Here is a 21,673-nt window from a genome sequence, read left to right as displayed (position 1 = left end):
TTTCTGTTCATCCCTGAAACCCGCGCGCCGGGGCGTGGCCTCAGAGCGAATGATCCAGAACAATCTTGCCTGACGATTCGCCCTTCAGAAACGCCTGCAGCGCCCCGTCCAGCTCGCCACGACCGATTGTGCGGGCGGTGGCTTCCGTTTTCGGGCATGCCCAGGCTCCGGCGAACTTCTCCCAGATAGCCGCTTTCTCCGCCAGCGGTATTTCCACCGAATCAACACCCAGCAGGTTAACGCCTCTCAGAATGAAAGGCAGTACCGTGGTTTCCAGTTGCGGGCCGGCGACCAGTCCGCAGCAGGAGACCGAGCCACCCGGCAAGATCTGCTTCAGCAGTTCCGCCAGGGGCTGACCACCGACCGTGTCCACCGCGTTGGCAAATACCGGCTTGAGCATCGGTTTTTTCTCAGCGGCCAGCGCATCACGGCCGACCACCTCGGACGCGCCAAGGGCTTTCAATTCATCGGTGTGGCCGGCTTTTCCGCTGATGGCGACAACGTCAAAACCCAGCCCGGCCAGCAACTCAACGGCAACACTGCCTACCGCCCCACTGGCACCGGAGACCGCCACTTTGCCCTGCTCGGGGCGGGCCCCCATGGTAAGAAGCTTCTGAACACACAGCCCGGCGGTCAGGCCGGCGGTGCCGTAGATCATCGCGGTGCGAGCATCCCAGCCTGGTGCCATGGCCACGCACCAGGAGACCGGCACCCGAATATACTCGCCAAACCCGCCCGCGGTGTTCATACCCAGATCATAACCGGTCACGATGACCTTGCTGCCGACGGCCGGCTCACCCGTAGCGGAATCCACCACCTCACCTGCGGCATCAATGCCGGGCGTATGGGGAAAGTTGCGGGTAACGCCCTTGTTGCCCGAGGCAGACAGCGCATCCTTGTAGTTCAGGGATGAGTGGCTAACCTTGATCAATACATCGTTATCCGGCAGATCGGCGGTATTCAGGGTCTGCTCGCTGCCCTGATACTCGCCGTTACTCTCCCGTACTTGCCAGGCCTTGAATTCGGTTGGGTTTGTCATGATGATGCCCCGTGTCTGTCAGCTACTGGATTTTCTGGTTCCGGAACGCGCTCAGTACTTTCCATACGGTGTGCTCTAGAGCGGCGCTGGTGGCCAGACCAAGCTTTTCCGGCAACGTTCGCTTGCGCTGGAATGTGACCGAGATTACGTCAGCATGCTCGCAGGCTTCAATGAGATATTCGTCGGAGGTCTGAATCTGATCAATCAGATTGACATCCAGAGCACGGCGGCCAAACCAGATGTCACCATTAGCGACCGCGGCGATATCGAGCCCCGGCCTGCGCTCACTGACGTACTCCTTGAACAGTACGTGGGTATCCTCCAGATCCTCCAGGAATTTCTGACGGCCCTTGTCGGTATTCTCGCCAAATACAGTCAGCGTCCGCTTGTGTTCACCGGCAGTGAGCACCTCGAAATCCACGTCGTTCTTTTTCAGAAACCGATGGAAATTGGGTAACTGAGCAACGACGCCAATGGAGCCGAGAATGGCAAACGGCGAGGCCACGATCCGGTCGGCGACACAGGCCATCATATAGCCGCCACTGGCGGCCACTTTGTCAACGCAGGCGGTCAGATGGATGCCCTTGCTGCGGATACGGTCAAGCTGAGCCGCGGCCAGACCGTAGGAGTGGACCAGACCTCCTCCACTCTCGAGCCGAATCACCACTTCATCCTGACCCGGCTTGGCGATACTCAGTACGGCGGTTATGGCGCGTCGCAGAGGGTCTGTATCGCTGGCTTTGATGTCGCCGTCAAAATCCAGCACGAAGACCCGCTTTTTCGGATCCGCGGGCTCCGCTCCGGCTTTGCGCTTTCCCTTGTCAGCCTTGGCCTTGGCCTTTTCGTCCTTCTTGTATTTCTTGGCCCAGGCTTTGCGATCCGGTTCGGATAGCAAGCGAGCCTCCAGGGATTCCCGCAGCCTGCGGTACTTTTCATTGAGTTTCCGCACCCTGAGCTCACCATCGCCGCTTTCCTCACCCTTATCCTTCTGGGCGGCAGACAGGATGACCGAAATGACAACGATCAATGCCACGACCAGTGTCACAGCTTTGGCAACGAACAAACCGAACTCTGTCAGAAATTCCAAATTGCTTCTCCAGGCAGATTTTCAAAGCGGTGATTGTAACTTACAGGGTCTGTTGTAGTAAGCGACCTGCGATTTTAAAACAAGCGTTCGATAGAGGTTGACACTGTCAGTCTGTCACCCTAAAGTCGGGAAGCTACGTCGGCTCTTCCCGGCCCGGAACAGGCGCATGCCAGGGACCCCATAGCCGTCGCCAAGCCAAGACAATCATCAAAAAGGGTAAAATAATGTCTGTAGCTCAGGTATTTGAAAAGCTCGAACAGAATTTCAACGCAGACGCAGCGCAAGGCCTCGATCTGGTATTCCAGTTCGACATCGAAGATGACAAGACCTACCACCTGGTTATCAATGATGGCACCTGCAAACTTCACGAAGGTGCCCACGACGATCCTTCCGTGACCCTGATTATGAATTCAGAAACCCTGCAAGGCATCGTCTCAGGCGAGACTGACGGCATGCAGGCGTTCATGGCCGGCCAGCTGCGCGCCGAAGGCGACATGATGCTGGCAACCAAACTGGGCGAACTGTTCAAGATGGGCTGATCACCTGCCTACAGAACCATCGCTCCAAAAAAAACCTGCCAGTTGGCAGGTTTTTTTTTATTCAGAGCCCGACGTCGTCCAGTGACGTCTCCGCAAGGCGAAGCAGGTCAGCGTTTCGCTCCTCCCGCTTGCCGATACTCTCGATGTAATACTCCAGCGACGTCAAAGCATCCGCCAGCGCTTCCAGCACCTGGGCTGCGGGCGCTCCCCGAGCGTCCAGCAAGCGATCCTGGATCGACGCCGCCACCCGGGCCAGCACATCCGCGGCCGCCGGATCGTTTACCATCTGCAGCCCGCCCCATATGCTGTGCAGCGTGGCGGGCAGGTTGGCGAGGTGGAGCTTGTCGTAATCGGATTCAATGAACGCAGTAATGGCTCGTTTGGCCAGTGTCAGGGCGCTTCTGGCCTCATCCGCAACAACGAACATGGCCTCCTGAAGATACAGGGATTCATCGCGCTTGCGCTCACCGGTCGCCAGTGCGTCGGTTTCCGATGTGATGCCGCGGGTTACGATCTGCAGCACGGCATCTTCAATTCCCAGGACGGAATCGGCGAGAGCGTAGAGTTCATCATCGGCAGGCAGGCGGGATTCCGACTCCCAGGCCCGCAGGCGTGCCGCTTCTTCCCGGCAACGACCGGCCAGCTTGTTGAGATCCAGCATCAGCAATGTGTTGCCAAGACGCTCAAGGGTATCGGCAATGGAGGACAGCTCGGCAATGTCGGGCTCAATTCCCCGTTCAATGATATCAAGCTTGTCTTTAAGCTGATTCAGCTCGTCCTGCAGTGCTTCGGACAAGGACTTCAAAACATCGGAGCCCGGCCCGTACAAACGGCGTGCGTGAGCAGCCATCATGGAATCCGGGTACTCGGTTGGCGCCAACCGGTAAGCGGACAGGATGCTGGTGACTTCAGGGTTGCCGGAGCCACTGCGATAAAGCAGATAGACAAGGTCCCGAATCAACGAGTCCGGGGCGTCTTTCGCGGTGGCAACCTCGCCGACGTAAACCACTTCCCGTGCGTATTTCTCAACTCGCATGAACATGCGCTTGCGAGCTTTGTTGAACGGCATGGCCCGGTCCAGCATGGTGTCAGCCACAATCGCCACCAGACACCACATCTGCCCCATCGGGGCGCCCTTGCACAAGCGCGCGAGTCCACGGGCAGAGCGACCGAACAATTTCTTGCTCACCACTTCGTTACGTTCACGGAGAATGCCCAGAAGCCCGACCTGAAAGCTCAGGCGCATGCGACGGGCAAGAATCTCGTATTCTGATTCATTGCCTTCAAAGGGCTGGATGCTGACACCGTCACAAAAATCCGGCCGTTCCTTCACGTCTACTTCAAAGAAGCAGGATTCAGGGTATGGCTTCTCTTTACGCGCTTCGCGAAGCTCATTGATCACAGGCAGGAGCAATTCGGGGTGATCAGCACGCTGCTGATGGTAATACTCGACATAGCGACGGAGTATGAAGAGCGCACTGTTCAGCGTGGTCAGGAGAATGTTCTTGTCATCGTTCGCGCCAACGGGCACATCGTTGGCCATGCTCACGGCTTCCTGGCACAGCAACGTGCCGCCGCGCAGTTCAACAAGAATGAAAATGCCGCGAAGCTGGTTCAGGAAATCCACGCAGTTCTGAAGATCTTCGCCACTTTCACGGTTTTCCTGAAAGCGTTCGAGGCTGGATTCTGCCTGCTTTATGGTCTGCTCAATTTCAATTTTGACCAGATCAAAAGACTGCGATTTCGTCGCCAGAGACGATTGAACCATAAACGCTTCCTGTTAATGTTGCGGAGACTACCGCGTCCTATTCTTATTACTGTTCGCAAAAAAGTGGCGAACTAATCATTACTTATAACACAAAACTCAAGTTGCTCAAGAAACCCGGAATGTAACAAATGGTACAGGAAGATGCAGTTCTCACTTCCCGTGTATGAAATCCGGTCAGGTCTAATCGCCCGGATTCTCGATGCGGTTCCAGACAGTACCACCGGCCTGCTTTGCAAGTGCATCCATGAACTCGACGTGGGCCCGGGCCTCATCGGCAGACGCTTTCAGAACCCGTAGTGGCTTTCGTTCTGCTGATAGCCGCCGGACACCACCAGAGCCGCCTCCCTCCTCGCTGCCGGCATCCAGTGACAACGCCGTTTGCCCCCCCGTGAGCAGAAGGTAGACGTCCGCGAGGATCTCCGCATCCAGCAGGGCGCCGTGCAGCTCACGATTGCTGTTGTCGACCCCGTAACGCTTACACAGTGCGTCAAGGTTGTTTTTCTGACCCGGGTGCTTCTTGCGCGCGATGGCCAGTGAGTCAACCACGCCGCAATGTTCAGCAGTTTTGCGTACCGGCTTGAGACGGGCGAATTCCGAATCCATGAAGCCGACGTCGAAAGCGGCGTTATGGATAACCAGTTCGGCGCCCTTGATAAACTCGAAGAACTCGTCAGCTATTTCGGCAAACACCGGCTTGTCTGTAAGAAACTCGTTGGTGATCCCGTGCACCGTGATCGCTTCGGCCTCAACCTCCCGCTGGGGGTTGATGTAAACATGGTAGTTACGGCCGGTCAGTTGCCGCTCCATCATTTCCACACAGCCGATTTCGATAATGCGGTGACCCTCGTTGGGATCAATACCGGTGGTTTCTGTATCCAGTACTATCTGTCTCATGCCCTACCTTATTTGCCTACGCGTTCGCCAACTCGTCCACACCCCGATTGGCCAGCTCGTCTGCCAGCTCGTTGTCGGGCACACCGGAGTGTCCTTTTACCCAATGCCAGTTCACCTGGTGGCGAGCCACTTCATCATCAAGCTCCCGCCACAGGTCCTCATTTTTCACCGGCTTTTTCGCCGAAGTCTTCCAGCCGTTGCGCTTCCACCCGGCCATCCACTCGATGATCCCTTTGCGCACGTACTGGGAATCAGTGTAGAGCTCAACCTCACACGGCCGTTTCAGCGCTTCCAACCCTTTGATGGCAGCCATGAGCTCCATACGGTTGTTGGTGGTTTGAGATTCCCCACCGTGCAGGGTTTTGCGTACATCGCCGTAACGGAGTACCACGCCCCACCCTCCGGGCCCCGGATTGCCCTTACAGGCGCCATCGGTATACAGAACAACCTTACCGGCCATGACCACTCCCAAGATCTCGTGTTTCAATGTTGACCTGGCTGGCGCATCCGCGAGAAGCGCCAACCGTTCCGGTACCGGGCAACGGAATCACTTTCTGTTGCCGCCACGCCGGACGACGGGGCATGCGTGAGCAGACCCGTTTTCTGGCAAGGATACAGTAATAGGCCCCAACAGGCAGAATGCCATTGCCGCATACAGATTCAAACAGGCTCATCTTTTGCCCGGCCTCGGCCTTGTGCAGCGGCAACCGATAAAAACAGGAGCGGGAGTGTTCCACCGAAAAATCCAGCAATCTGAGCCAGTCTTCCATACGGCTTTTCATCAGGAAACGTCCGCCCCAGGGGCCGCTTCGCGCTCTCGACAACAAGCGTCGCACGCCCCAGACACTGAGTGGGTTAAACCCGATCAACAGAATGGACCCCTCCCCCCTCAACACGCGCGCCGCCTCCCGTAACGCCTGATGAGGATGCGGTGAAAAATCGGCGGTGTGATGCAGAATCACCAGATCCATGGAATCTCCGGGGAACGGCAGCTCGTCAGCGTCGCACACCGCAACGCCGTCCGGTATGGCAGGGCTCCAGCGGGGCGTAGTTACAATTTTCTGGGCAAAATCGGCACCGCTGGCCAGCGGGAACCGATGGCTGACGCCTACCTGCAACTGTCGCGCGCCCGTGAGCTTTTCAATCTGCGCATCAACGCAGGCCCGTTGGTCAGCAAGCAACGCACGCCCCAGTGGCGTCTGGTACCAGCGCTCAAAGCTGTCATGCCGTTGTGCGTAATCAACTGCTGTGCTTGGTGGCATTGTCTGCGTATCCCTGACCATTTGGGGGTCGCCCTTGGGACGACCTGGTTAATGCTCTATCATAACAGGCACACATTTTTGCTACATGCGAGGCCCTATGCTGACCATTACGCCCATCCCTGCGTTCAATGACAACTATATCTGGTGCCTCGCGGACCACCAGACGGGCAAGGCATTAATTGTAGACCCCGGCCAGGCGGATCCCGTCCGCAGGCATCTTGCCGAGCACAGCCTGGCGCTGGACACCATCCTCGTCACCCATCACCATCCCGACCACGTTGGCGGTGTGAAAAGCCTGGCTGCCGAAACCGCCGACTGCCGCATCGTCGGTCCCGCCGGATCGCCCTTCGGAGGCATAACCCACCCGGTTCATCCAGGAGGCGAAGTCATCTGGAATGGTCTGACCTTCCAGGTGCTTGGCGTTCCTGGCCATACGCTTGATCATATCGCCTTTTTCACTGACACGCCGGTAAATGACCACCCGGTGCTGTTTTGTGGCGACACCCTCTTTGTCTGCGGCTGTGGCCGCCTGTTCGAGGGCTCTCCGGCACAGATGCGTGAATCCCTTGCCAGCCTGCGGCAACTGCCCGACAACACCCGGGTCTACTGTGCCCACGAGTACACGCTGGCCAATCTTCGCTTTGCGCGTCATTGGTTGCCGGATGATATCGCCCTGACGCAGTTCGAAGCAGCCTGTCAGGCAAACCGTGACCAGAACAAGCCCACCGTGCCGTCCGTTCTGGGAGATGAGAAACGGATGAATCCTTTCCTGCGCTGGGACGATCCGGCGGTCATCGCAGTAGCCCAAACCTATTGTGCGAACAATGGCTTGCCGGCAGAAAGCGCGAACGACGTGTTTGCGGCAATCCGCCACGGCAAGGATCACTTCTGACGCGGTTAACAAATCCTCTCAATGACGTAACGAGAGGTTTCTTGACCCTGTTTGAGCGCTTCTCATAGAATCCGTCTAATTTCAGAACTGTAACTTATTAAATATCGCCGGCTTTTTGACACAGGCCGGCGTTGTAATCCAGCCGGAAGTCCTATTATGTCGGTCAGACGTTTTTCCACTGTGTTGATTGCCAGCGCCGTACTCAGCGGTTGCACAACCCTCGAGAGTAGCACGCCGGAGTGGATGAATCCGGCCTCTTACTTTGACGACGACAGCAGCAGAAACGGCGCAGACAATCCGTTGGATTCACGCCGAACTACCGTGGCGGCTGGCGATAACGAGCTGAAGGAATCGGTCGAGTCCGGAGGCCTGTCCAGCAATGAAGCACGCACACAGCTGGACGAGGCCATCTCACCGGAGCTCAAGGCTGCAGCCGAGGAGGCTCGTGACAAACTGGATGCGCCTTCGAATCGCGTTGATGAGGATGCGGATACCACGCCCGATTTGTGGCGCCGCCTGCGAGCGGGATTTGAACTCGACCATGACGTGACGGACCCCAGAGTCAAAACCCAACTGGACTGGTATCGCAAACATCCCAGCTACATCGACCGTGTCGTGGAGCGTGGCAGTCGCTATCTCCACTACATTGTGACCGAAACCGAAAAGCGGGGGCTGCCGGCCGAGCTGGCGTTGCTGCCCATTGTCGAAAGCGCGTTCGATCCTTTCGCCTACTCCCATGGCCGTGCTGCGGGGCTTTGGCAGTTCATTCCGAGCACCGGCAAATACTTCGGTCTGACCCAGAGCTGGTGGCACGACGAGCGCCGTGACGTCATCGCCGCAACGGACGCCGCCCTGACCTACCTTGATCGCCTCGCCAAGCGCTTCGATGGCGATTACACGCTTGCGCTGGCGGCCTACAACAGCGGTGGCGGTACCGTTTCCATTGCCATGCGGCGCAATCGCAATGCCGGCAAGCCAACCGATTACTGGTCGCTCAGGCTGCCCAAAGAAACCACACATTACGTGCCAAAGCTGATCGCGCTGGCAAAAATCTTCGACAAGCCGGAAGATTACGGCATCAGTCTTCCATCGCTGAAAGACGAACCCTACTTCGAGGTGGTCGACACCGGATCACAGCTGGATCTGGCGCAGGCAGCCAAACTGGCGGGTGTGGACGTGGACGAAATTTACCTGCTGAACCCCTCCTTCAACCGGTGGGCCACCTCACCGGACGGACCGCACAGGTTACTGATCCCGATAGAAAAGGCCGCCACCTTCAGCGATGCTCTGGGGAAAATCCCGAAAGACCAGAGGGTTGCGTGGCGCAACTATCAGGTCCAGTCCGGCGACAGTCTGAGCACTGTGGCCCGCAAATTCTCGACGACGCCGTCAGTCATTCGCCGTGTGAATAATCTCAACGGTGACATGATACGGATCGGTCAGCGCCTGATGATCCCCTCGGCCAGCCAGAACTCGGATAAATACGCCCTCAGCGCTGGCCAACGTCTGGAACGCAAGCAATCCCGCGGGCGCAGTGGTACCCGTGTTGATTACACCGTCAGGCGTGGAGACACGTTCTGGGACATTGCCCGGGAACACCGCGTCACCGTGCGCGAAGTAGCCGCCTGGAACAATATGGCGCCCGGCGACCCCCTGATCCCCGGCAAACGCATCGTGATCTGGTCCCAAAGCAAGCAACAACCCGCGGCCGTTGCCAGCAACAACCGCGGTAACGCCATGGTGAGAAAAGTGGGCTACCGGGTTCGCAAGGGCGACTCGCTGTCAACCATTGCCAGCCGGTTTGCCGTGAATGTGAGCGACATCGCAAGCTGGAACGACCTGAATTCAGCACGTTATCTTCAGCCGGGGCAAAGTCTGGTACTCTACGTGGATATCAGGAACAGCCCCTGAAGATTTCGCGTGCAGCGGGAACTCCGGGGAATAAAAAGAATCACTGAATCCTGGACGAATCATCAAAGCGTGCGAGATCTATGACAAAAACACGGAAAGCCTCATACCTTACGTCGTTTTGTTCCCTGGCGGTGTTCATGGCCGCCACCGTGACCCCGGCTCACAGCGCCGACACCGCGGTCGAGCCGCAACACGGGATCGCCATGCACGGGGAACCCACGTACCCGAAGGGGTTCAGCCACTTCGATTACGTCAACCCCGAAGCCCCCAAAGCCGGCACCCTCAGAATGGCGGTTGTTGCCAACGGGTACGACTCCTTCAATCCGTTTGTCATTCGGGGCGTGCCTGCGTCAGGCGTCAGTAGCTACCTTTACGACACGCTGCTGGAATCCTCGGACGATGAGCCGTTCAGCGCTTACGGACTGATCGCAGAATCCATTGAAACCCCGGATAACCGCAGCTACGTGACGTTTCATCTGAACGAGCAGGCGCGGTTCCACGATGATGAGCCCATCACCGCAGCCGACGTAAAGTTTTCGTTCGAGATTCTGACCACCGAGGGCCACCCCTTTTATCGCAACTACTACGCAGATGTGAGCAAAGTAACCGTTGTAGACGATCATACGGTTCGCTTTGATTTCAGCGACACCACCAATCGCGAATTGCCCCTGATCCTCGGGCAGATGCCGATTCTACCGGCCCATTATTGGGAGGGACGGGAGTTCGGACGTGCCGGCCTGACCCGCCCGGTCGGAAGTGGCCCCTATCAGATTGGCGATTTCGACGCTGGTCGGTCGATCACCTTCAAGCGCGCAGATGATTACTGGGCGAAAGATCTGGCAACCCGCAAAGGGCGTTTCAACTTCGATGAAATACGGTTTGATTACTACTCTGACGACACCGTTGCTCTGGAAGCCTTCAAAGCCGGCAGCTTTGATTTCCGGGTAGAGCCCTCAGCGAAGAACTGGGCCACCGCCTACACCGGTGACCGTTTTGACAACGGCACCATCGTCACCGAAGCCATCGAGCATCACCGCCCTGCAGGCATGCAGGCGTTCGCCCTCAACACCCGCAAAACTATGTTCTCGGATGCCCGCGTCAGGGAGGCCCTGTCCCACGCCTTCGATTTCGAGTGGGCGAACAAAAACCTGTTCTACGACCAGTACACCCGCACCAAAAGTTTCTTCGAGAACAGCGAGCTGGCCTCCAGCGGATTGCCGGAAGGCCGCGAGCTTGAAATTCTTGAGCCGTACCGGGACCAATTGCCCGCCGCGGTATTCGAACAGGTCTATCAACCGCCCGTCATCGACGGCAAAGGCGGGCTGCGGGACAACCTCCGGAAAGCCATGGGCTTGCTCAAGGATGCCGGGTATGACATCCAGAATGGCAAAATGACCCACACTGAAACCGGCAAACCGCTCACGTTCGAGATCCTGCTTCACCAGAAGAATTTTGAACGGGTAGTGTTGCCCCTGAAGAACAATCTGGCCCGCCTGGGCATCGACGTTTCCATTCGTCTGGTGGACACCAACCAGTATATTCAACGGGTTCGTCAGTACGACTACGACGTGATCACGCAGGTGCTGCCTCAGTCGGATTCCCCAGGAAACGAGCAGCGGGAGTACTGGCACTCCTCCAATCTGGACGTACCGGGCTCACGAAACTACATGGGCGTAAATGATCCGGTGGTCGATGAGCTGGTTGGCAAAGTGATCCGGGCCCCTGACCGCGAGGAGCTGATCTATCGGGTGCGAGCCCTTGATCGGGTTCTTCTTCACGGGCATTACGTGATTCCCCAGTGGTACCTTCCCCGTGACCGGATTGCCTACTGGGCCTACCTCAAAAAGCCGGGTAACACGCCCAAGAACGGTATTGATATCGATAACTGGTGGATACAGCTCTGACCCCATGGTTCTGCACACCACCGTAGCGGCGAAGGGAATCCATTAGATGGGCGTTTACATACTCCGAAGGCTGGCGCTGATCATACCGACCCTGATCGGCATCATGTTGTTGAACTTCGTGATTGTGCAGGCTGCGCCTGGCGGTCCGGTTGAGCAACTGATTGCCGAAATGGAAGGCCACGGTGGTGGGGCCCTTTCCCGCGCCAGCGGGGGTGGCAGCGGCGGCGAGGTTGCCTCGGGTGGAGATTCCCGCGGGTCCCGCGGCATACCGGACGAAATGCTCCGGGAAATCGAGATCATGTATGGTTTTGACAAGCCGGCCCATGAGCGCTTCTTCAAAATGCTAGGGGACTATGCCACCTTCAATTTCGGGGAATCGTTCTTTCGAGAGCGCACCGTTCTCGAGCTGATTGTCGACAAGATGCCCGTCTCCATCTCCCTGGGTTTGTGGTCAACCCTGATCATCTATCTGATCTCGATCCCGCTCGGTATCCGTAAGGCGGTGTCCGATGGTTCCCGATTCGATGTCTGGAGCAGCTCGGCCATCGTTGTGGGCTACGCCATTCCCGGGTTCCTATTCGCGATTCTGCTGATCGTGCTGTTCGCCGGTGGCAGTTATTTCGACTGGTTTCCTCTGCGAGGCCTGACCTCGTCAAACTTTGACGAGCTCAACTGGTACCAGAAGATCGGCGATTATTTCTGGCACCTGGCATTACCGGTCACCGCTAATGTGATTGGCGGTTTTGCCACCCTCACCCTGCTGACCAAGAACTCGTTCCTGGATGAGATCAGCAAGCAGTATGTGGTAACCGCAAGAGCAAAAGGCCTGGAGGAAAAACAGGTGCTCTACGGCCATGTCTTCCGCAATGCCATGCTGATCGTCATCGCCAGTCTGCCGGGCGTTCTGGTGGCTCTGTTCTTTACCGGATCTCTCCTTATCGAAGTGATCTTCTCACTGGACGGCCTCGGGCTGCTCGGTTTCGAAGCGGCATTGAACCGTGATTACCCGGTCATCTTTGGCACGTTGTACATTTTTACCCTGATGGGACTGGTTCTGAAGCTGATCAGCGACATCACCTACGTTCTGGTGGATCCGCGAATCGATTTTGAAAGCCGGGAGGGTGCCTGATACATGAAAGCACTGACCCCCATCCAGCAACGCCGGCTGCACAATTTCCGCAAAAATCGCCGTGGCTTCTGGTCACTCTGGATTTTTCTGGCGTTGTTCGGACTGTCGCTGGTTGCCGAGCTGATTGCTAACGATTCCCCCCTCGTAGTGTCCTACAAGGGAGAACTCTACTTTCCAGTGGCTGAATCCATTCCGGAAGAGACTTTCGGCGGTTTCCTTCCGTCCGAGGCAGACTACCGGGATTCGTTTATCGCTGATGAAATCAAAGCCAATGGCTGGATGCTCTGGCCCCCGATTCGCTTCAGCTATGACACCATCAATTACCACCTTGAGGTACCCTCACCGGCGCCCCCTACCCTCGAGAACTGGCTCGGCACTGATGATCAAGGGCGTGATGTGGCCGCCCGGGTCATCTATGGCTTCCGCATTTCCGTGTTGTTCGGTCTGACCCTGACCATCGCCAGTTGTATTGTCGGCGTGATCGTCGGAGCCATTCAGGGGTATTACGGCGGCAAGGTGGATCTGCTGGGCCAGCGCTTTATTGAGGTGTGGTCCGGGCTTCCCGTGCTTTACCTGCTGATCATTCTATCCAGTATTGTGCAGCCGAATTTCTGGTGGTTACTGGGGATCATGCTGCTGTTCAGCTGGATGGGACTGGTGGATGTGGTTCGCGCCGAATTTCTCCGGGCGCGGAATTTCGAGTACGTCCGTGCCGCCCGGGCGCTGGGGCTGGGCAACCGCAAAATCATGTTCCGCCACATTCTGCCCAACGCCATGGTTGCCACCCTGACCTTTCTGCCATTCATTCTGACCGGGGCCATCACCGGACTCACGTCCCTGGATTTTCTGGGCTTCGGGTTGCCCTCGGGCTCGCCGTCACTGGGGGAGCTTATCGCCCAGGGCAAAGCCAATCTCCACGCGCCGTGGCTTGGTATTTCCGCCTTTGTGTCGTTGTCGGTCATGCTGACCCTGCTGGTGTTCGTCGGTGAAGCCGTCCGAGACGCCTTCGATCCGAGAAAGAACTGATATGGCCAATCTGCTGGAAATCTCCAATCTGTCCATCAGCTTTGACCACAGTGAGGTGGTGGTGGACCAGCTGTCCATCAACCTCCGCCAGGGCGAAACTCTGGCGCTGGTCGGTGAGAGCGGCTCTGGCAAGTCGGTGTCTGCGCTCTCGATCCTCAGGCTGCTGGATGAACGCCACGCCAGCTACCCGAGCGGACAGATCCTGTTCAATGGCGAAGACATGCTGAAAGCCACTGAAAGGCGCCTGCGCCAGATTCGGGGCCATCACATCAGCATGATCTTCCAGGAGCCCATGACCTCCCTGAATCCGCTGCACACCGTGGAAAAGCAGATCACTGAAACGCTGTCGCTTCACAAGGGCATGCGCGGCCCACAGGCGCGTCAGCGCTGCATAGAATTGCTGGAGCTGGTGGGGATTCCCGAGCCCGCGACCCGCCTGGGAAGCTACCCCCATCAGTTGTCCGGTGGGCAGAAGCAGCGCGTAATGATTGCCATGGCCCTGGCCAACGAGCCCGACCTGCTGATCGCCGACGAGCCCACCACCGCACTGGATGTCACCGTTCAGCGACAGGTGCTGGAACTGTTGCGTGAGCTTCAGGGAAAAATGGGGATGGCCATTCTTCTGATCACCCATGACCTGTCCATTGTGCACCGATATGCCGACAGTGTGGCGGTGATGGAACGGGGCAAACTGGTTGAAGAGGGGCCGACTGCCGAGCTGTTCAGCGCTCCCCGGCATCCCTACACCCGTCGCTTGCTGGATGCTGAACCTCCCGCCGCACCGGTCATGCAAGTGCAGTCCGGCGCCCCGCTGATGGAAATTGACAAACTGAACGTTCGTTTCATCACCAGCAAGAGCCTGTTCGGCCGCTCCTCTAAATTTTACCATGCGGTTCAGGACGTCAGTTTTACGCTGGCTCGAGGTGAAACCCTGGGGATCGTTGGTGAGAGCGGAAGCGGCAAAACCACCATCGGACACGCCCTGCTGAAACTGACCGCGGCCACCGGCGTTATCCGCCTCGACGGCGAGGATATCGGTAATCTGGACCAGAAACGCTTCAGGCCCTATCGGAGCCGGATTCAGATCGTCTTCCAGGATCCGTTTGGCAGCCTCAGTCCACGTATGTCGGTGGCTGAAATTGTCCGCGAAGGCCTCGAAATTCACTCCCCGGACAGCCCCGAAGCCCACGAAGGCAAGGTCATCAAGGCCCTGACTGATGTCGGGCTGGACCCGGAAGCCCGACACCGATACCCCCACGAGTTCTCCGGGGGGCAGCGTCAGCGCATTGCCATAGCTCGGGCGCTGGTGTTGCAGCCGGAGGTGATCATCCTGGACGAGCCCACCTCGGCGCTTGATCGCACCGTTCAGAAACAGGTCATCACGCTGCTGCGGGATATCCAGGCCCGTTATCAGTTAAGCTATATCTTCATCAGTCACGACCTGTCGGTGGTGCGCGCGCTCAGCCACAAGCTGTTGGTGCTGCAACAGGGCAAGGTTGTCGAGTACGGTGATGCAGCGGAACTCTTCCGTGCACCGCAACAGGCCTACACCAGAGAGTTACTGAGTGCAGCCCTGTTCTACCAGAAGCCTACGACCAATTGAGTGTTACCTCCGTCAGAACAGTTCGGGGATAATGCACGGAAATCAAGAACACAGGGAGAACATGTATGGGAATTCTCAGTGGCAAAAAAGCGCTGATCGTTGGCGTGGCCAGCAAACACTCCATTGCCTATGGCATCGCCGAAGCTTTTGCCCGCGAAGGCGCCGAGCTGGCCTTCACCTATCAGAACGAGAAGCTTCAGTCCCGGGTTGAAAAATTCGCGGACAGTTGGGGCAGCACACTCACATTTCCCTGTGACGTCGCCAGCGACGAGCAAATCGACAACGTGTTCAAGGAGCTGGGCAAGCACTGGGACAACATTGACATCATCATCCACGCGGTCGGCTATGCCCCGGCCCATGAGCTGGATGGTAATTTTGTTGACGTCACCACCCGTGACGGCTTCCGGATCGCCCACGACATCAGTTCCTTCAGCTTTGTCGCACTGGCCAAGGGCGCGCGCGGCATGATGCATGAAAACAGCTCGTTGCTGACGCTGAGCTACCTGGGCGCGGAGAAAGTACTCCAGAATTACAACGTGATGGGGCTGGCCAAGGCGTCTCTGGAAGCCAACGTCCGTTACATGGCCGCCAGCCTCGGCCGGGAAGGAATCCGGGTGAATGGCATTTCCGCCGGTCCGATCAAGACCCTGGCTGCGTCCGGCATCAAGAGCTTCCGTCGTATGCTGGCAGAAAATGCCAAACGCGCCCCTCTGCGCCGCAACGTCACCACCGCAGAGGTGGGCAACGCAGCAGCCTTTTTGAGCTCCGATATGGCCAGTGGCATCACCGGCGAGATCATGTATGTGGACGCGGGCTTCAATATCACCGGAATGGGTGAACTGGAAGACTGATCTGATGGTTGGGGTGTCCGGACTGCAACCAGCAGCCTGGTCGCCCCGCGATCAATCCTCGGTCATCACCCTCGCCACTGCCTCGACCCAGTCCACGTAGGAGGTATCGTCAGAGTCCTGGATTTCCACGCCAACCAGTGACAGCCCTTCCGACTCCGTTCGGCACCACACCACTTCCACCGTCAGCTCGAACGATTCCGGATTCTGCCCGAGTGCCACTCTGGCGGGTAGAAGTGCCCCCACCGTCACCGCTTCCGGTGCCACCAGGCACAGCCCTTTCGCGGACAGGTCGCGGATCCGACAACTCAGCGTGCGCGCGGATCCCCGCACCTGCCCGCTCTCTTCCGGAAAGCCGGATTCCAACTCAAGTACGGCAACGGCGATTGCGGAAAGCCGGTAGTCCTCCCGCTGGTCACCCGTCCCGTCATCACCACGTTTGGGACCATTCGGATTGCCAAAGGTGTAATCGACATCACTCATGCCGCTGCTCCGCTGCCATTAATTGCGACCCACCCTGATACGGCCCACCACCCGGCTGAGCGTATCGTCGAATTCGGCGGAACTGCCAAGCACCCGAACCCTGCCCGCAAGCACCTCCTGCACCAACCCATCCACCAGGAACTCACGGCGGTTCAAACCCAGGCGATCAACAAACACCAACTTATTCGACGCGTTGATCCTGACAGCAAGCTTCAACCGCACAGGGTCGCCCACCGCGTCGTTTTCGGCCAGCACGATCCAACCCCCAAGCTTAATGCCATCAACCAGTTTGTGTGCGGCCTGCCGTTGTTCCTGTTCAAGGCGAACCTGCTCGGCGTGTTCATCCGCCTCGCGCTGTTCGCGCTCTTCCTGCTGCCGCTTCTCGAGCTCAGCTATCCGTTGCGACTCTTCAGCCCTGCGTTTCGCCTCAGCTGCTTCCTTTTCCCGGCGCAGGGTATCGGCCCGCGCCCGGGCCTCTTCAGCCGCCTTCTGACGCAAAGCCTTCTGGCGTTCCTGTACCACGGCAAGCGAACCAATCGTCTCCGCCAGTACCCGGCCGAACGGTGTCAGCGCAGGCAGCGGCCGCAGGATTCCGCATTCCCGCGTCTTAACAAACTCCGACCACGGCTGGAGCCCCAGTTTCACCCCAGAGCCATTGGTCCACAGAATCTCGGCGGTTTCCTCCAGCAGGGCGAAAAAATAGCGGCGCTGTTCATCCGTCCCTTCACCTTCAACGAACCATTGGCCGACCGACTCGTTTACCACCTCCGTGGCGGGCCGGGCGGCCTGTAGCCACGAGGTATCCCACTCAAACCTGTCCCGGCCCGGCAACGCGTCGACCAGTTCTGGGGTTTCTCCGCGCAGTCTGGCCACGAGCACCGCCTCGATGCCTTCCAGGGCGTCAGCGGCGAGATCCTCCCCCTGAACGCGCCGCCACACGTCAACCAGCCTGTCGCCGATCTGCTCACCCACATGGTAAAGGCGGTTACGGTCCTTGTCAGACAGCGATGGGTCACCTACCCAGACCAGCCACTCCAGCAGTTTACTGCTATGGCGCCCATCCTCAGCGTCGAGATCGCCCGCCCACACCACCTGTTTCAGCAGCGGCATCCACAGCTCAAAAATGAACTGGGTAATGGCGGGAGGTAACTGTCGTCCGGTCATCGCCCGACCAACCAGGGCCCGCGCTGTTTGATCCGCCCAGCGCTGCCGGGCAGCCCCCTGCTCTGTCTCTAGCAAGCGCTGACGAAGCCTGGACACCAGTTGATCCCTTTTACCGGAATCCGCCTGCCACTCCCGGCAGAAGGCATCAAAGGGTTCACTGACCCCGTTTTCAAAGCAGGCGGACACTGCAATCACCAGCGAGTCCAATTGCTCCAGGAGAACCCGCGCCGACCGGCCGCCGGAATCGCTCCACCCGCGGAATTCCTGGAGACCGTCGAGCCAGTCGAGCAGTTCGTCGGTGAAAGCTGCGGCCCCGGTCTCGTTCATCCGCCAGGCGAGGAAGAATCTGAGGCGCGCAACGCGCCGGGCCAGCTCCGGGTGCAACCCGCTGGTTTTGAGAAAGACGTCCATAATCCGATCGGCGACATACGCCGAATTGATCTGCCTGACCGACCAGGTCAGTGACACTGACCGGACCAGCTGAATCACCCGCTCATCCCGTTGCTCGGTCCAGCAGGAAAACAGCAGCGGTTTCCAGTCACTGACGGTATCCGCTGCCAGCTTGCCTGCCGAGTACGGCAGGTCAGGCACACGGATGCCCGAGAGCACGTCGCCAAGCTTCTCCATAACCTCCTCACGAGGCTGCATTGCAGGCTTTTTCTGCCGCTGTTCAGACATCCGGTTCCCGCACGTTAGAAGCGTTGAAATGGTCTATCAAATAACGCAGTATAACGAACTCGCCGGCCATTGCTTCATACCAACGCCGGCGCATTCGTTAAAATGAGCACGGTTTGCAGCGTATCAGAAACCTGCGAGGGCCGCTGCTTGGATCAGAACCAGGGAAAACAAGAGCATGTCGGGCACCAAACTTGAGAACCTTAATGTGGCGAGTCAGGAACCACTGATTACCCCCGAAGCGTTGAAGCAGGAAATGCCGCTTTCCGGCGCTGCGGCGGAATCGGTCAAGAATGGCCGACAGGCGATTTATGACATCATGGACGGTAAGGATCATCGCCTGTTTGTGGTGGTCGGCCCCTGCTCTATCCATGACGTTGAGGCTGCCCAGGATTATGCTGCCCGTCTGAAGAAACTGGCCGACGAAGTCAGCGATACGCTGTTGATTGTTATGCGGGTCTATTTTGAGAAGCCGCGGACGACCGTCGGCTGGAAAGGTTTGATCAACGACCCCCACCTGAATGACACATTCGACATCGAACAGGGGCTGCACATTGGCCGCAGGCTTCTTCTCGACATTGCAGAGCTGGGCTTGCCGACAGCCACTGAGGCACTGGACCCCATTTCGCCACAGTACCTGCAAGACACCATCTCCTGGTCTGCCATCGGCGCCCGTACCACCGAATCCCAGACGCATCGTGAGATGAGCAGCGGCCTGTCCATGGCCATCGGCTTCAAGAACGGTACCGACGGCAGTCTGGATGTCGCAGTCAACGCCATGAAATCAGTTTCTCATCCCCACAGCTTCCTGGGCATTGATCAGAAAGGCCAGGTTGCGGTCATCCGTACCAAGGGCAATAACTATGGCCACGTGGTTCTGCGGGGCGGTGGTGGCAAGCCGAATTATGATTCCGTCAGTGTGGCGTTGTGTGAGCAGGCGCTCGATAAAGCCGGACTGCGCAAATCCATCATGGTGGATTGCAGCCACGCCAACTCCAGCAAAGACCCGGCGATTCAGCCGTTGGTCATGCAGGATATCTCCCATCAGATTCTTGAAGGTAACCAGTCCATTCAGGGCCTGATGGTTGAGAGCAACATCAACTGGGGCAACCAGTCCATTCCGGAGAACCTCCAAGACCTGAAATACGGTGTCTCCGTAACGGATGCCTGCATCGACTGGCCGACCACAGAAAAAGCCATTCGGGACATGCGGGACAAACTGAAAGACGTGTTGCCTAAACGTCGGGCGTGATGCTGGCCACAAAAAAGGGGAGCTGCTGCTCCCCTTTTTTATGCCGGCGGCGTAACAGCGCCGACCCAGTCGAGTCGTTCTCGCAGACTCACCACATGGCCGATAATCACCAGCGTTGGTGGATGCACCTGGCGCTCGCTCACGCGCTGGACAATATTCGACAGATCACCGGTGATCACCTCCTGATCCGGCGTCGTGCCTTTGGAGACCAGAGCAACCGGCATCCCGGAATCCATGCCATGGGCGCTCAACTCGCGGCAGATGATCGGTAAACCCACCAGGCCCATGTAGAACACCAGGGTCTGGTTGTTCTGCACGAAATCCTTCCAGGGCAGATTGCAGGTATCGTCTTTCAAGTGTCCGGTCACAAACCGCACCGACTGGGCGTGATCTCGATGAGTCAAAGGGATACCGGCATAGGCGGCACAACCGGACGCCGCCGTTATACCCGGCACCACCTGGAAGCGAACGCCGGCCTCGGCAAGTGTTTCAATTTCCTCACCCCCGCGGCCAAAAATGAACGGGTCGCCGCCTTTCAGCCGCACCACTCTCCGCCCCTGTTGCGCCAGTTCCACCAGACGGGCATTGATCTGGTCCTGAGGCAGTGTGTGATTGGAGCGCTGCTTGCCAACATGAATCAGTTCGGCAGTCTCCGGAATCAAGGCCATGATCTCCGGTGACACCAGCCGATCATACAGCACGACCTCGGCAGACTGGATCAGCCGCCAGGCCTTGAGAGTCAACAACTCGGGGTCGCCGGGACCGGCCCCTACCAGGGCCACCTCACCGCTGGAACTGTTGGGGTTATCGGTGACCGGGTTGGCCCTGTACCGAACCGGTGCAGGCCATGCCCTCACGCCCTTCCCTGGTGCAAGATTTCGCTCGCTCATTGAATCTTTTCCAAACCTCCCATGTACGGCTTCAATACGTCCGGAACCAGAATGCTGCCGTCGGCCTGCTGGTAGTTTTCCATGACCGCAATCAGTGCACGGCCAACAGCAAGGCCTGACCCATTCAAGGTGTGAACGGGCTCGGGTTTTCCGGTTTCCGGATTACGCCAACGCGCATGCATGCGCCGTGCCTGGAAATCACGGGTATTGGAGCAGGAAGAAATCTCACGGAACTTGCTCTGGCCCGGTAGCCAGACTTCAAGATCGTAGGTCTTGGCCGCCGAGAAGCCCATGTCGCCACCACACAGTGCGACCACGCGGTAAGGCAGGCCGAGCAGTTGGAGCACCTTCTCGGCATGCCCGGTAAGTGCTTCGAGCGCCGCCTCAGAATCCTCTGGGCGCACGACCTGAACCAGCTCCACCTTGTCAAACTGGTGCTGGCGAATCATACCGCGGGTGTCCCGGCCATAGGATCCGGCCTCGCTACGGAAGCACGGAGTGTGGCAAACCAGCCGCAGCGGCAGCTCTTTCGCATCGAGAATGGAGTCCGACACCAGATTGGTGGCCGGCACCTCGGCAGTGGGAATCAGGTACAGCGGATGATCACCGCCGGTCTTGAACAGATCTTCCTCAAACTTGGGCAATTGCCCGGTACCGTACAGGGCGTCGGCATTGACCAGGTAAGGCACGTAGGCCTCCGTGTAGCCATGTTCTGCCGTGTGCAGATCCAGCATGAATTGCGCAAGCGCCCGGTGCAGGCGGGCAACCGGTCCACGCATCACCGCAAAGCGGGAGTGCGCCAGGCGTGTGGCGGTCTCGAAGTCCAGACCGTTCAGTTCGTCACCCAGCGCCACATGGTCCTTTGCCTCGAAGTCAAAGGTCTTCGGCGTGCCCCAGGTGCGCACCTCAACGTTGTCATCCTCACTTTCGCCGGCCGGAACATCCTCATCAGGCACGTTCGGAATTCCTGCGAGGAATCCGTTGAGTTCTTCCTGCAGAGTGCGCAGTTCCTCTTCCGCCTCGGATTTCTGTGCTTTCAGGCTCTCGACTTCGTCCCGCAGCGGCTGGATGTCTTCACCCGCCGCCTTGGCCTTACCAATCGATTTGGACCGCTTGTTCTGCTCGCTTTGCAGTGTTTCCGTACGAACCTGGAGGGCACGTCGACGCTCCTCAAGCTGTTCGAAGGTGGCAGTATCAAGAACATAATTCTTGATGGCCAGCCGACGGGCGATCTCTTCAGTCTGGGTACGGACACGTTTGGGATCGAGCATGATTATCCTGAATCTTCCGGTTAACGATGTGTGTGG

Annotated in this window: 18 protein-coding genes and 1 pseudogene; 9 read left to right on the top strand and 10 right to left on the bottom strand. The window is 58.1% G+C overall.

What is annotated here, in order from left to right; translation table 11 throughout:
- Positions 1–40 precede the first annotated feature (40 nt).
- Both MLC70_RS01230 and sohB read right to left on the bottom strand, forming a co-directional pair.
- Complete coding sequence (locus tag MLC70_RS01230) at positions 41–1,039, bottom strand: YhdH/YhfP family quinone oxidoreductase (RefSeq protein WP_248181146.1); 999 nt, start codon at positions 1,037–1,039, stop codon at positions 41–43.
- Positions 1,040–1,061: 22 nt separating this feature from the next.
- Entirely contained in the window at positions 1,062–2,126 is a 1,065-nt protein-coding gene (sohB, locus tag MLC70_RS01225) for a protease SohB (RefSeq protein ID WP_248181145.1), read from the bottom strand.
- A 224-nt stretch (positions 2,127–2,350) separates the two neighbouring features.
- On the opposite strand from sohB, the gene MLC70_RS01220 reads away from it, so the two are divergent.
- Entirely contained in the window at positions 2,351–2,665 is a 315-nt protein-coding gene (locus tag MLC70_RS01220; protein ID WP_044385673.1) for an SCP2 sterol-binding domain-containing protein, read from the top strand.
- Between the two features lie 61 nt (positions 2,666–2,726).
- Here MLC70_RS01220 and MLC70_RS01215 read toward each other — a convergent pair whose 3' ends face one another.
- The 4 genes from MLC70_RS01215 to MLC70_RS01200 form a co-directional block, all read right to left on the bottom strand.
- Positions 2,727–4,433 carry a FimL-related protein gene (locus MLC70_RS01215; RefSeq protein ID WP_248181144.1) on the bottom strand — a complete coding sequence of 569 codons (1,707 nt, stop codon included), beginning with the start codon at positions 4,431–4,433 and terminating at the stop codon, positions 2,727–2,729.
- 180 nt (positions 4,434–4,613) lie between these two features.
- Entirely contained in the window at positions 4,614–5,327 is a 714-nt protein-coding gene (gene dnaQ / locus MLC70_RS01210; protein ID WP_248181143.1) for a DNA polymerase III subunit epsilon, read from the bottom strand.
- 16 nt (positions 5,328–5,343) lie between these two features.
- A complete protein-coding gene (gene rnhA / locus MLC70_RS01205; RefSeq protein WP_248181142.1) occupies positions 5,344–5,787 on the bottom strand; it encodes a ribonuclease HI in 444 nt (147 codons plus the stop codon).
- Positions 5,777–6,589 carry a class I SAM-dependent methyltransferase gene (locus MLC70_RS01200; protein WP_248181141.1) on the bottom strand — a complete coding sequence of 271 codons (813 nt, stop codon included), beginning with the start codon at positions 6,587–6,589 and terminating at the stop codon, positions 5,777–5,779. Before MLC70_RS01200 ends, rnhA begins: the two co-directional genes overlap by 11 nt.
- A gap of 97 nt (positions 6,590–6,686) precedes the next feature.
- Between MLC70_RS01200 and gloB the strand changes: the two genes are divergently transcribed.
- From gloB to MLC70_RS01165, 7 genes are all read left to right on the top strand, one after another.
- Complete coding sequence (gloB, locus tag MLC70_RS01195) at positions 6,687–7,481, top strand: hydroxyacylglutathione hydrolase (protein WP_248181140.1); 795 nt, start codon at positions 6,687–6,689, stop codon at positions 7,479–7,481.
- Between the two features lie 156 nt (positions 7,482–7,637).
- Positions 7,638–9,392: a lytic transglycosylase gene (locus MLC70_RS01190; protein ID WP_248181139.1), complete on the top strand. Its 1,755-nt coding sequence runs from the start codon at positions 7,638–7,640 to the stop codon at positions 9,390–9,392.
- Positions 9,393–9,529: 137 nt separating this feature from the next.
- Positions 9,530–11,296 carry an extracellular solute-binding protein gene (locus MLC70_RS01185; protein ID WP_248181138.1) on the top strand — a complete coding sequence of 589 codons (1,767 nt, stop codon included), beginning with the start codon at positions 9,530–9,532 and terminating at the stop codon, positions 11,294–11,296.
- A 46-nt stretch (positions 11,297–11,342) separates the two neighbouring features.
- Positions 11,343–12,425: a microcin C ABC transporter permease YejB gene (locus tag MLC70_RS01180; RefSeq protein ID WP_248181137.1), complete on the top strand. Its 1,083-nt coding sequence runs from the start codon at positions 11,343–11,345 to the stop codon at positions 12,423–12,425.
- Positions 12,426–12,428: 3 nt separating this feature from the next.
- Positions 12,429–13,451 (top strand): ABC transporter permease, encoded by a 1,023-nt coding sequence (locus MLC70_RS01175; RefSeq protein WP_248181136.1) that lies wholly within the window; start codon positions 12,429–12,431, stop codon positions 13,449–13,451.
- Between the two features lies 1 nt (position 13,452).
- On the top strand, positions 13,453–15,054 hold the full coding sequence (locus MLC70_RS01170) for an ABC transporter ATP-binding protein (RefSeq protein ID WP_248181135.1): 1,602 nt from the start codon (positions 13,453–13,455) through the stop codon (positions 15,052–15,054).
- A gap of 65 nt (positions 15,055–15,119) precedes the next feature.
- Entirely contained in the window at positions 15,120–15,905 is a 786-nt protein-coding gene (locus MLC70_RS01165) for an enoyl-ACP reductase FabI (RefSeq protein WP_248181134.1), read from the top strand.
- Between the two features lie 51 nt (positions 15,906–15,956).
- Here the strand turns inward: MLC70_RS01165 and MLC70_RS01160 are convergent, their stop codons facing one another.
- The gene (locus tag MLC70_RS01160) at positions 15,957–16,385 is read right to left on the bottom strand and encodes a PilZ domain-containing protein (protein ID WP_248181133.1); all 429 of its coding nucleotides are present in this window, start codon (positions 16,383–16,385) and stop codon (positions 15,957–15,959) included.
- An 18-nt stretch (positions 16,386–16,403) separates the two neighbouring features.
- The gene (locus MLC70_RS01155) at positions 16,404–18,227 is read right to left on the bottom strand and encodes a DUF1631 family protein (RefSeq protein WP_248181132.1); all 1,824 of its coding nucleotides are present in this window, start codon (positions 18,225–18,227) and stop codon (positions 16,404–16,406) included.
- Positions 18,228–18,402: 175 nt separating this feature from the next.
- Between MLC70_RS01155 and MLC70_RS01150 the strand changes: the two genes are divergently transcribed.
- Entirely contained in the window at positions 18,403–19,476 is a 1,074-nt protein-coding gene (locus MLC70_RS01150; RefSeq protein ID WP_248181131.1) for a 3-deoxy-7-phosphoheptulonate synthase, read from the top strand.
- A gap of 38 nt (positions 19,477–19,514) precedes the next feature.
- On the opposite strand, the pseudogene cobA reads toward MLC70_RS01150, so the two are convergent.
- A pseudogene (gene cobA / locus MLC70_RS01145) lies at positions 19,515–20,366 on the bottom strand (uroporphyrinogen-III C-methyltransferase); the annotation flags it as partial.
- Positions 20,363–21,637, bottom strand: a complete 1,275-nt coding sequence (gene serS / locus MLC70_RS01140) for a serine--tRNA ligase (RefSeq protein ID WP_248181130.1) — start codon at positions 21,635–21,637, stop codon at positions 20,363–20,365. The pseudogene cobA and the gene serS, both read right to left, overlap by 4 nt.
- Between the last annotated feature and the right edge of the window lie 36 nt (positions 21,638–21,673).

Source organism: Marinobacter goseongensis (assembly GCF_023156235.1).
In the GTDB taxonomy this organism is placed as follows: domain Bacteria; phylum Pseudomonadota; class Gammaproteobacteria; order Pseudomonadales; family Oleiphilaceae; genus Marinobacter; species Marinobacter goseongensis.
This window is presented reverse-complemented; position numbering and strand designations above follow the sequence as displayed.

Bases quoted from the DNA above. Each gene is read 5' to 3' on its own strand.
- MLC70_RS01160 (WP_248181133.1), bottom strand. From the start codon at position 16,385: ATGAGTGATGTCGATTACACCTTTGGCAATCCGAATGGTCCCAAACGT.
- MLC70_RS01230 (WP_248181146.1), bottom strand. From the start codon at position 1,039: ATGACAAACCCAACCGAATTCAAGGCCTGGCAAGTACGGGAGAGTAAC.
- MLC70_RS01180 (WP_248181137.1), top strand. From the start codon at position 11,343: ATGGGCGTTTACATACTCCGAAGGCTGGCGCTGATCATACCGACCCTG.
- rnhA (WP_248181142.1), bottom strand. From the start codon at position 5,787: ATGGCCGGTAAGGTTGTTCTGTATACCGATGGCGCCTGTAAGGGCAAT.
- MLC70_RS01185 (WP_248181138.1), top strand. From the start codon at position 9,530: ATGGCCGCCACCGTGACCCCGGCTCACAGCGCCGACACCGCGGTCGAG.
- MLC70_RS01215 (WP_248181144.1), bottom strand. From the start codon at position 4,433: ATGGTTCAATCGTCTCTGGCGACGAAATCGCAGTCTTTTGATCTGGTC.
- gloB (WP_248181140.1), top strand. From the start codon at position 6,687: ATGCTGACCATTACGCCCATCCCTGCGTTCAATGACAACTATATCTGG.
- MLC70_RS01170 (WP_248181135.1), top strand. From the start codon at position 13,453: ATGGCCAATCTGCTGGAAATCTCCAATCTGTCCATCAGCTTTGACCAC.
- MLC70_RS01165 (WP_248181134.1), top strand. From the start codon at position 15,120: ATGGGAATTCTCAGTGGCAAAAAAGCGCTGATCGTTGGCGTGGCCAGC.
- MLC70_RS01220 (WP_044385673.1), top strand. From the start codon at position 2,351: ATGTCTGTAGCTCAGGTATTTGAAAAGCTCGAACAGAATTTCAACGCA.
- serS (WP_248181130.1), bottom strand. From the start codon at position 21,637: ATGCTCGATCCCAAACGTGTCCGTACCCAGACTGAAGAGATCGCCCGT.
- dnaQ (WP_248181143.1), bottom strand. From the start codon at position 5,327: ATGAGACAGATAGTACTGGATACAGAAACCACCGGTATTGATCCCAAC.
- MLC70_RS01155 (WP_248181132.1), bottom strand. From the start codon at position 18,227: ATGTCTGAACAGCGGCAGAAAAAGCCTGCAATGCAGCCTCGTGAGGAG.
- MLC70_RS01200 (WP_248181141.1), bottom strand. From the start codon at position 6,589: ATGCCACCAAGCACAGCAGTTGATTACGCACAACGGCATGACAGCTTT.
- MLC70_RS01150 (WP_248181131.1), top strand. From the start codon at position 18,403: ATGTCGGGCACCAAACTTGAGAACCTTAATGTGGCGAGTCAGGAACCA.
- MLC70_RS01190 (WP_248181139.1), top strand. From the start codon at position 7,638: ATGTCGGTCAGACGTTTTTCCACTGTGTTGATTGCCAGCGCCGTACTC.
- MLC70_RS01175 (WP_248181136.1), top strand. From the start codon at position 12,429: ATGAAAGCACTGACCCCCATCCAGCAACGCCGGCTGCACAATTTCCGC.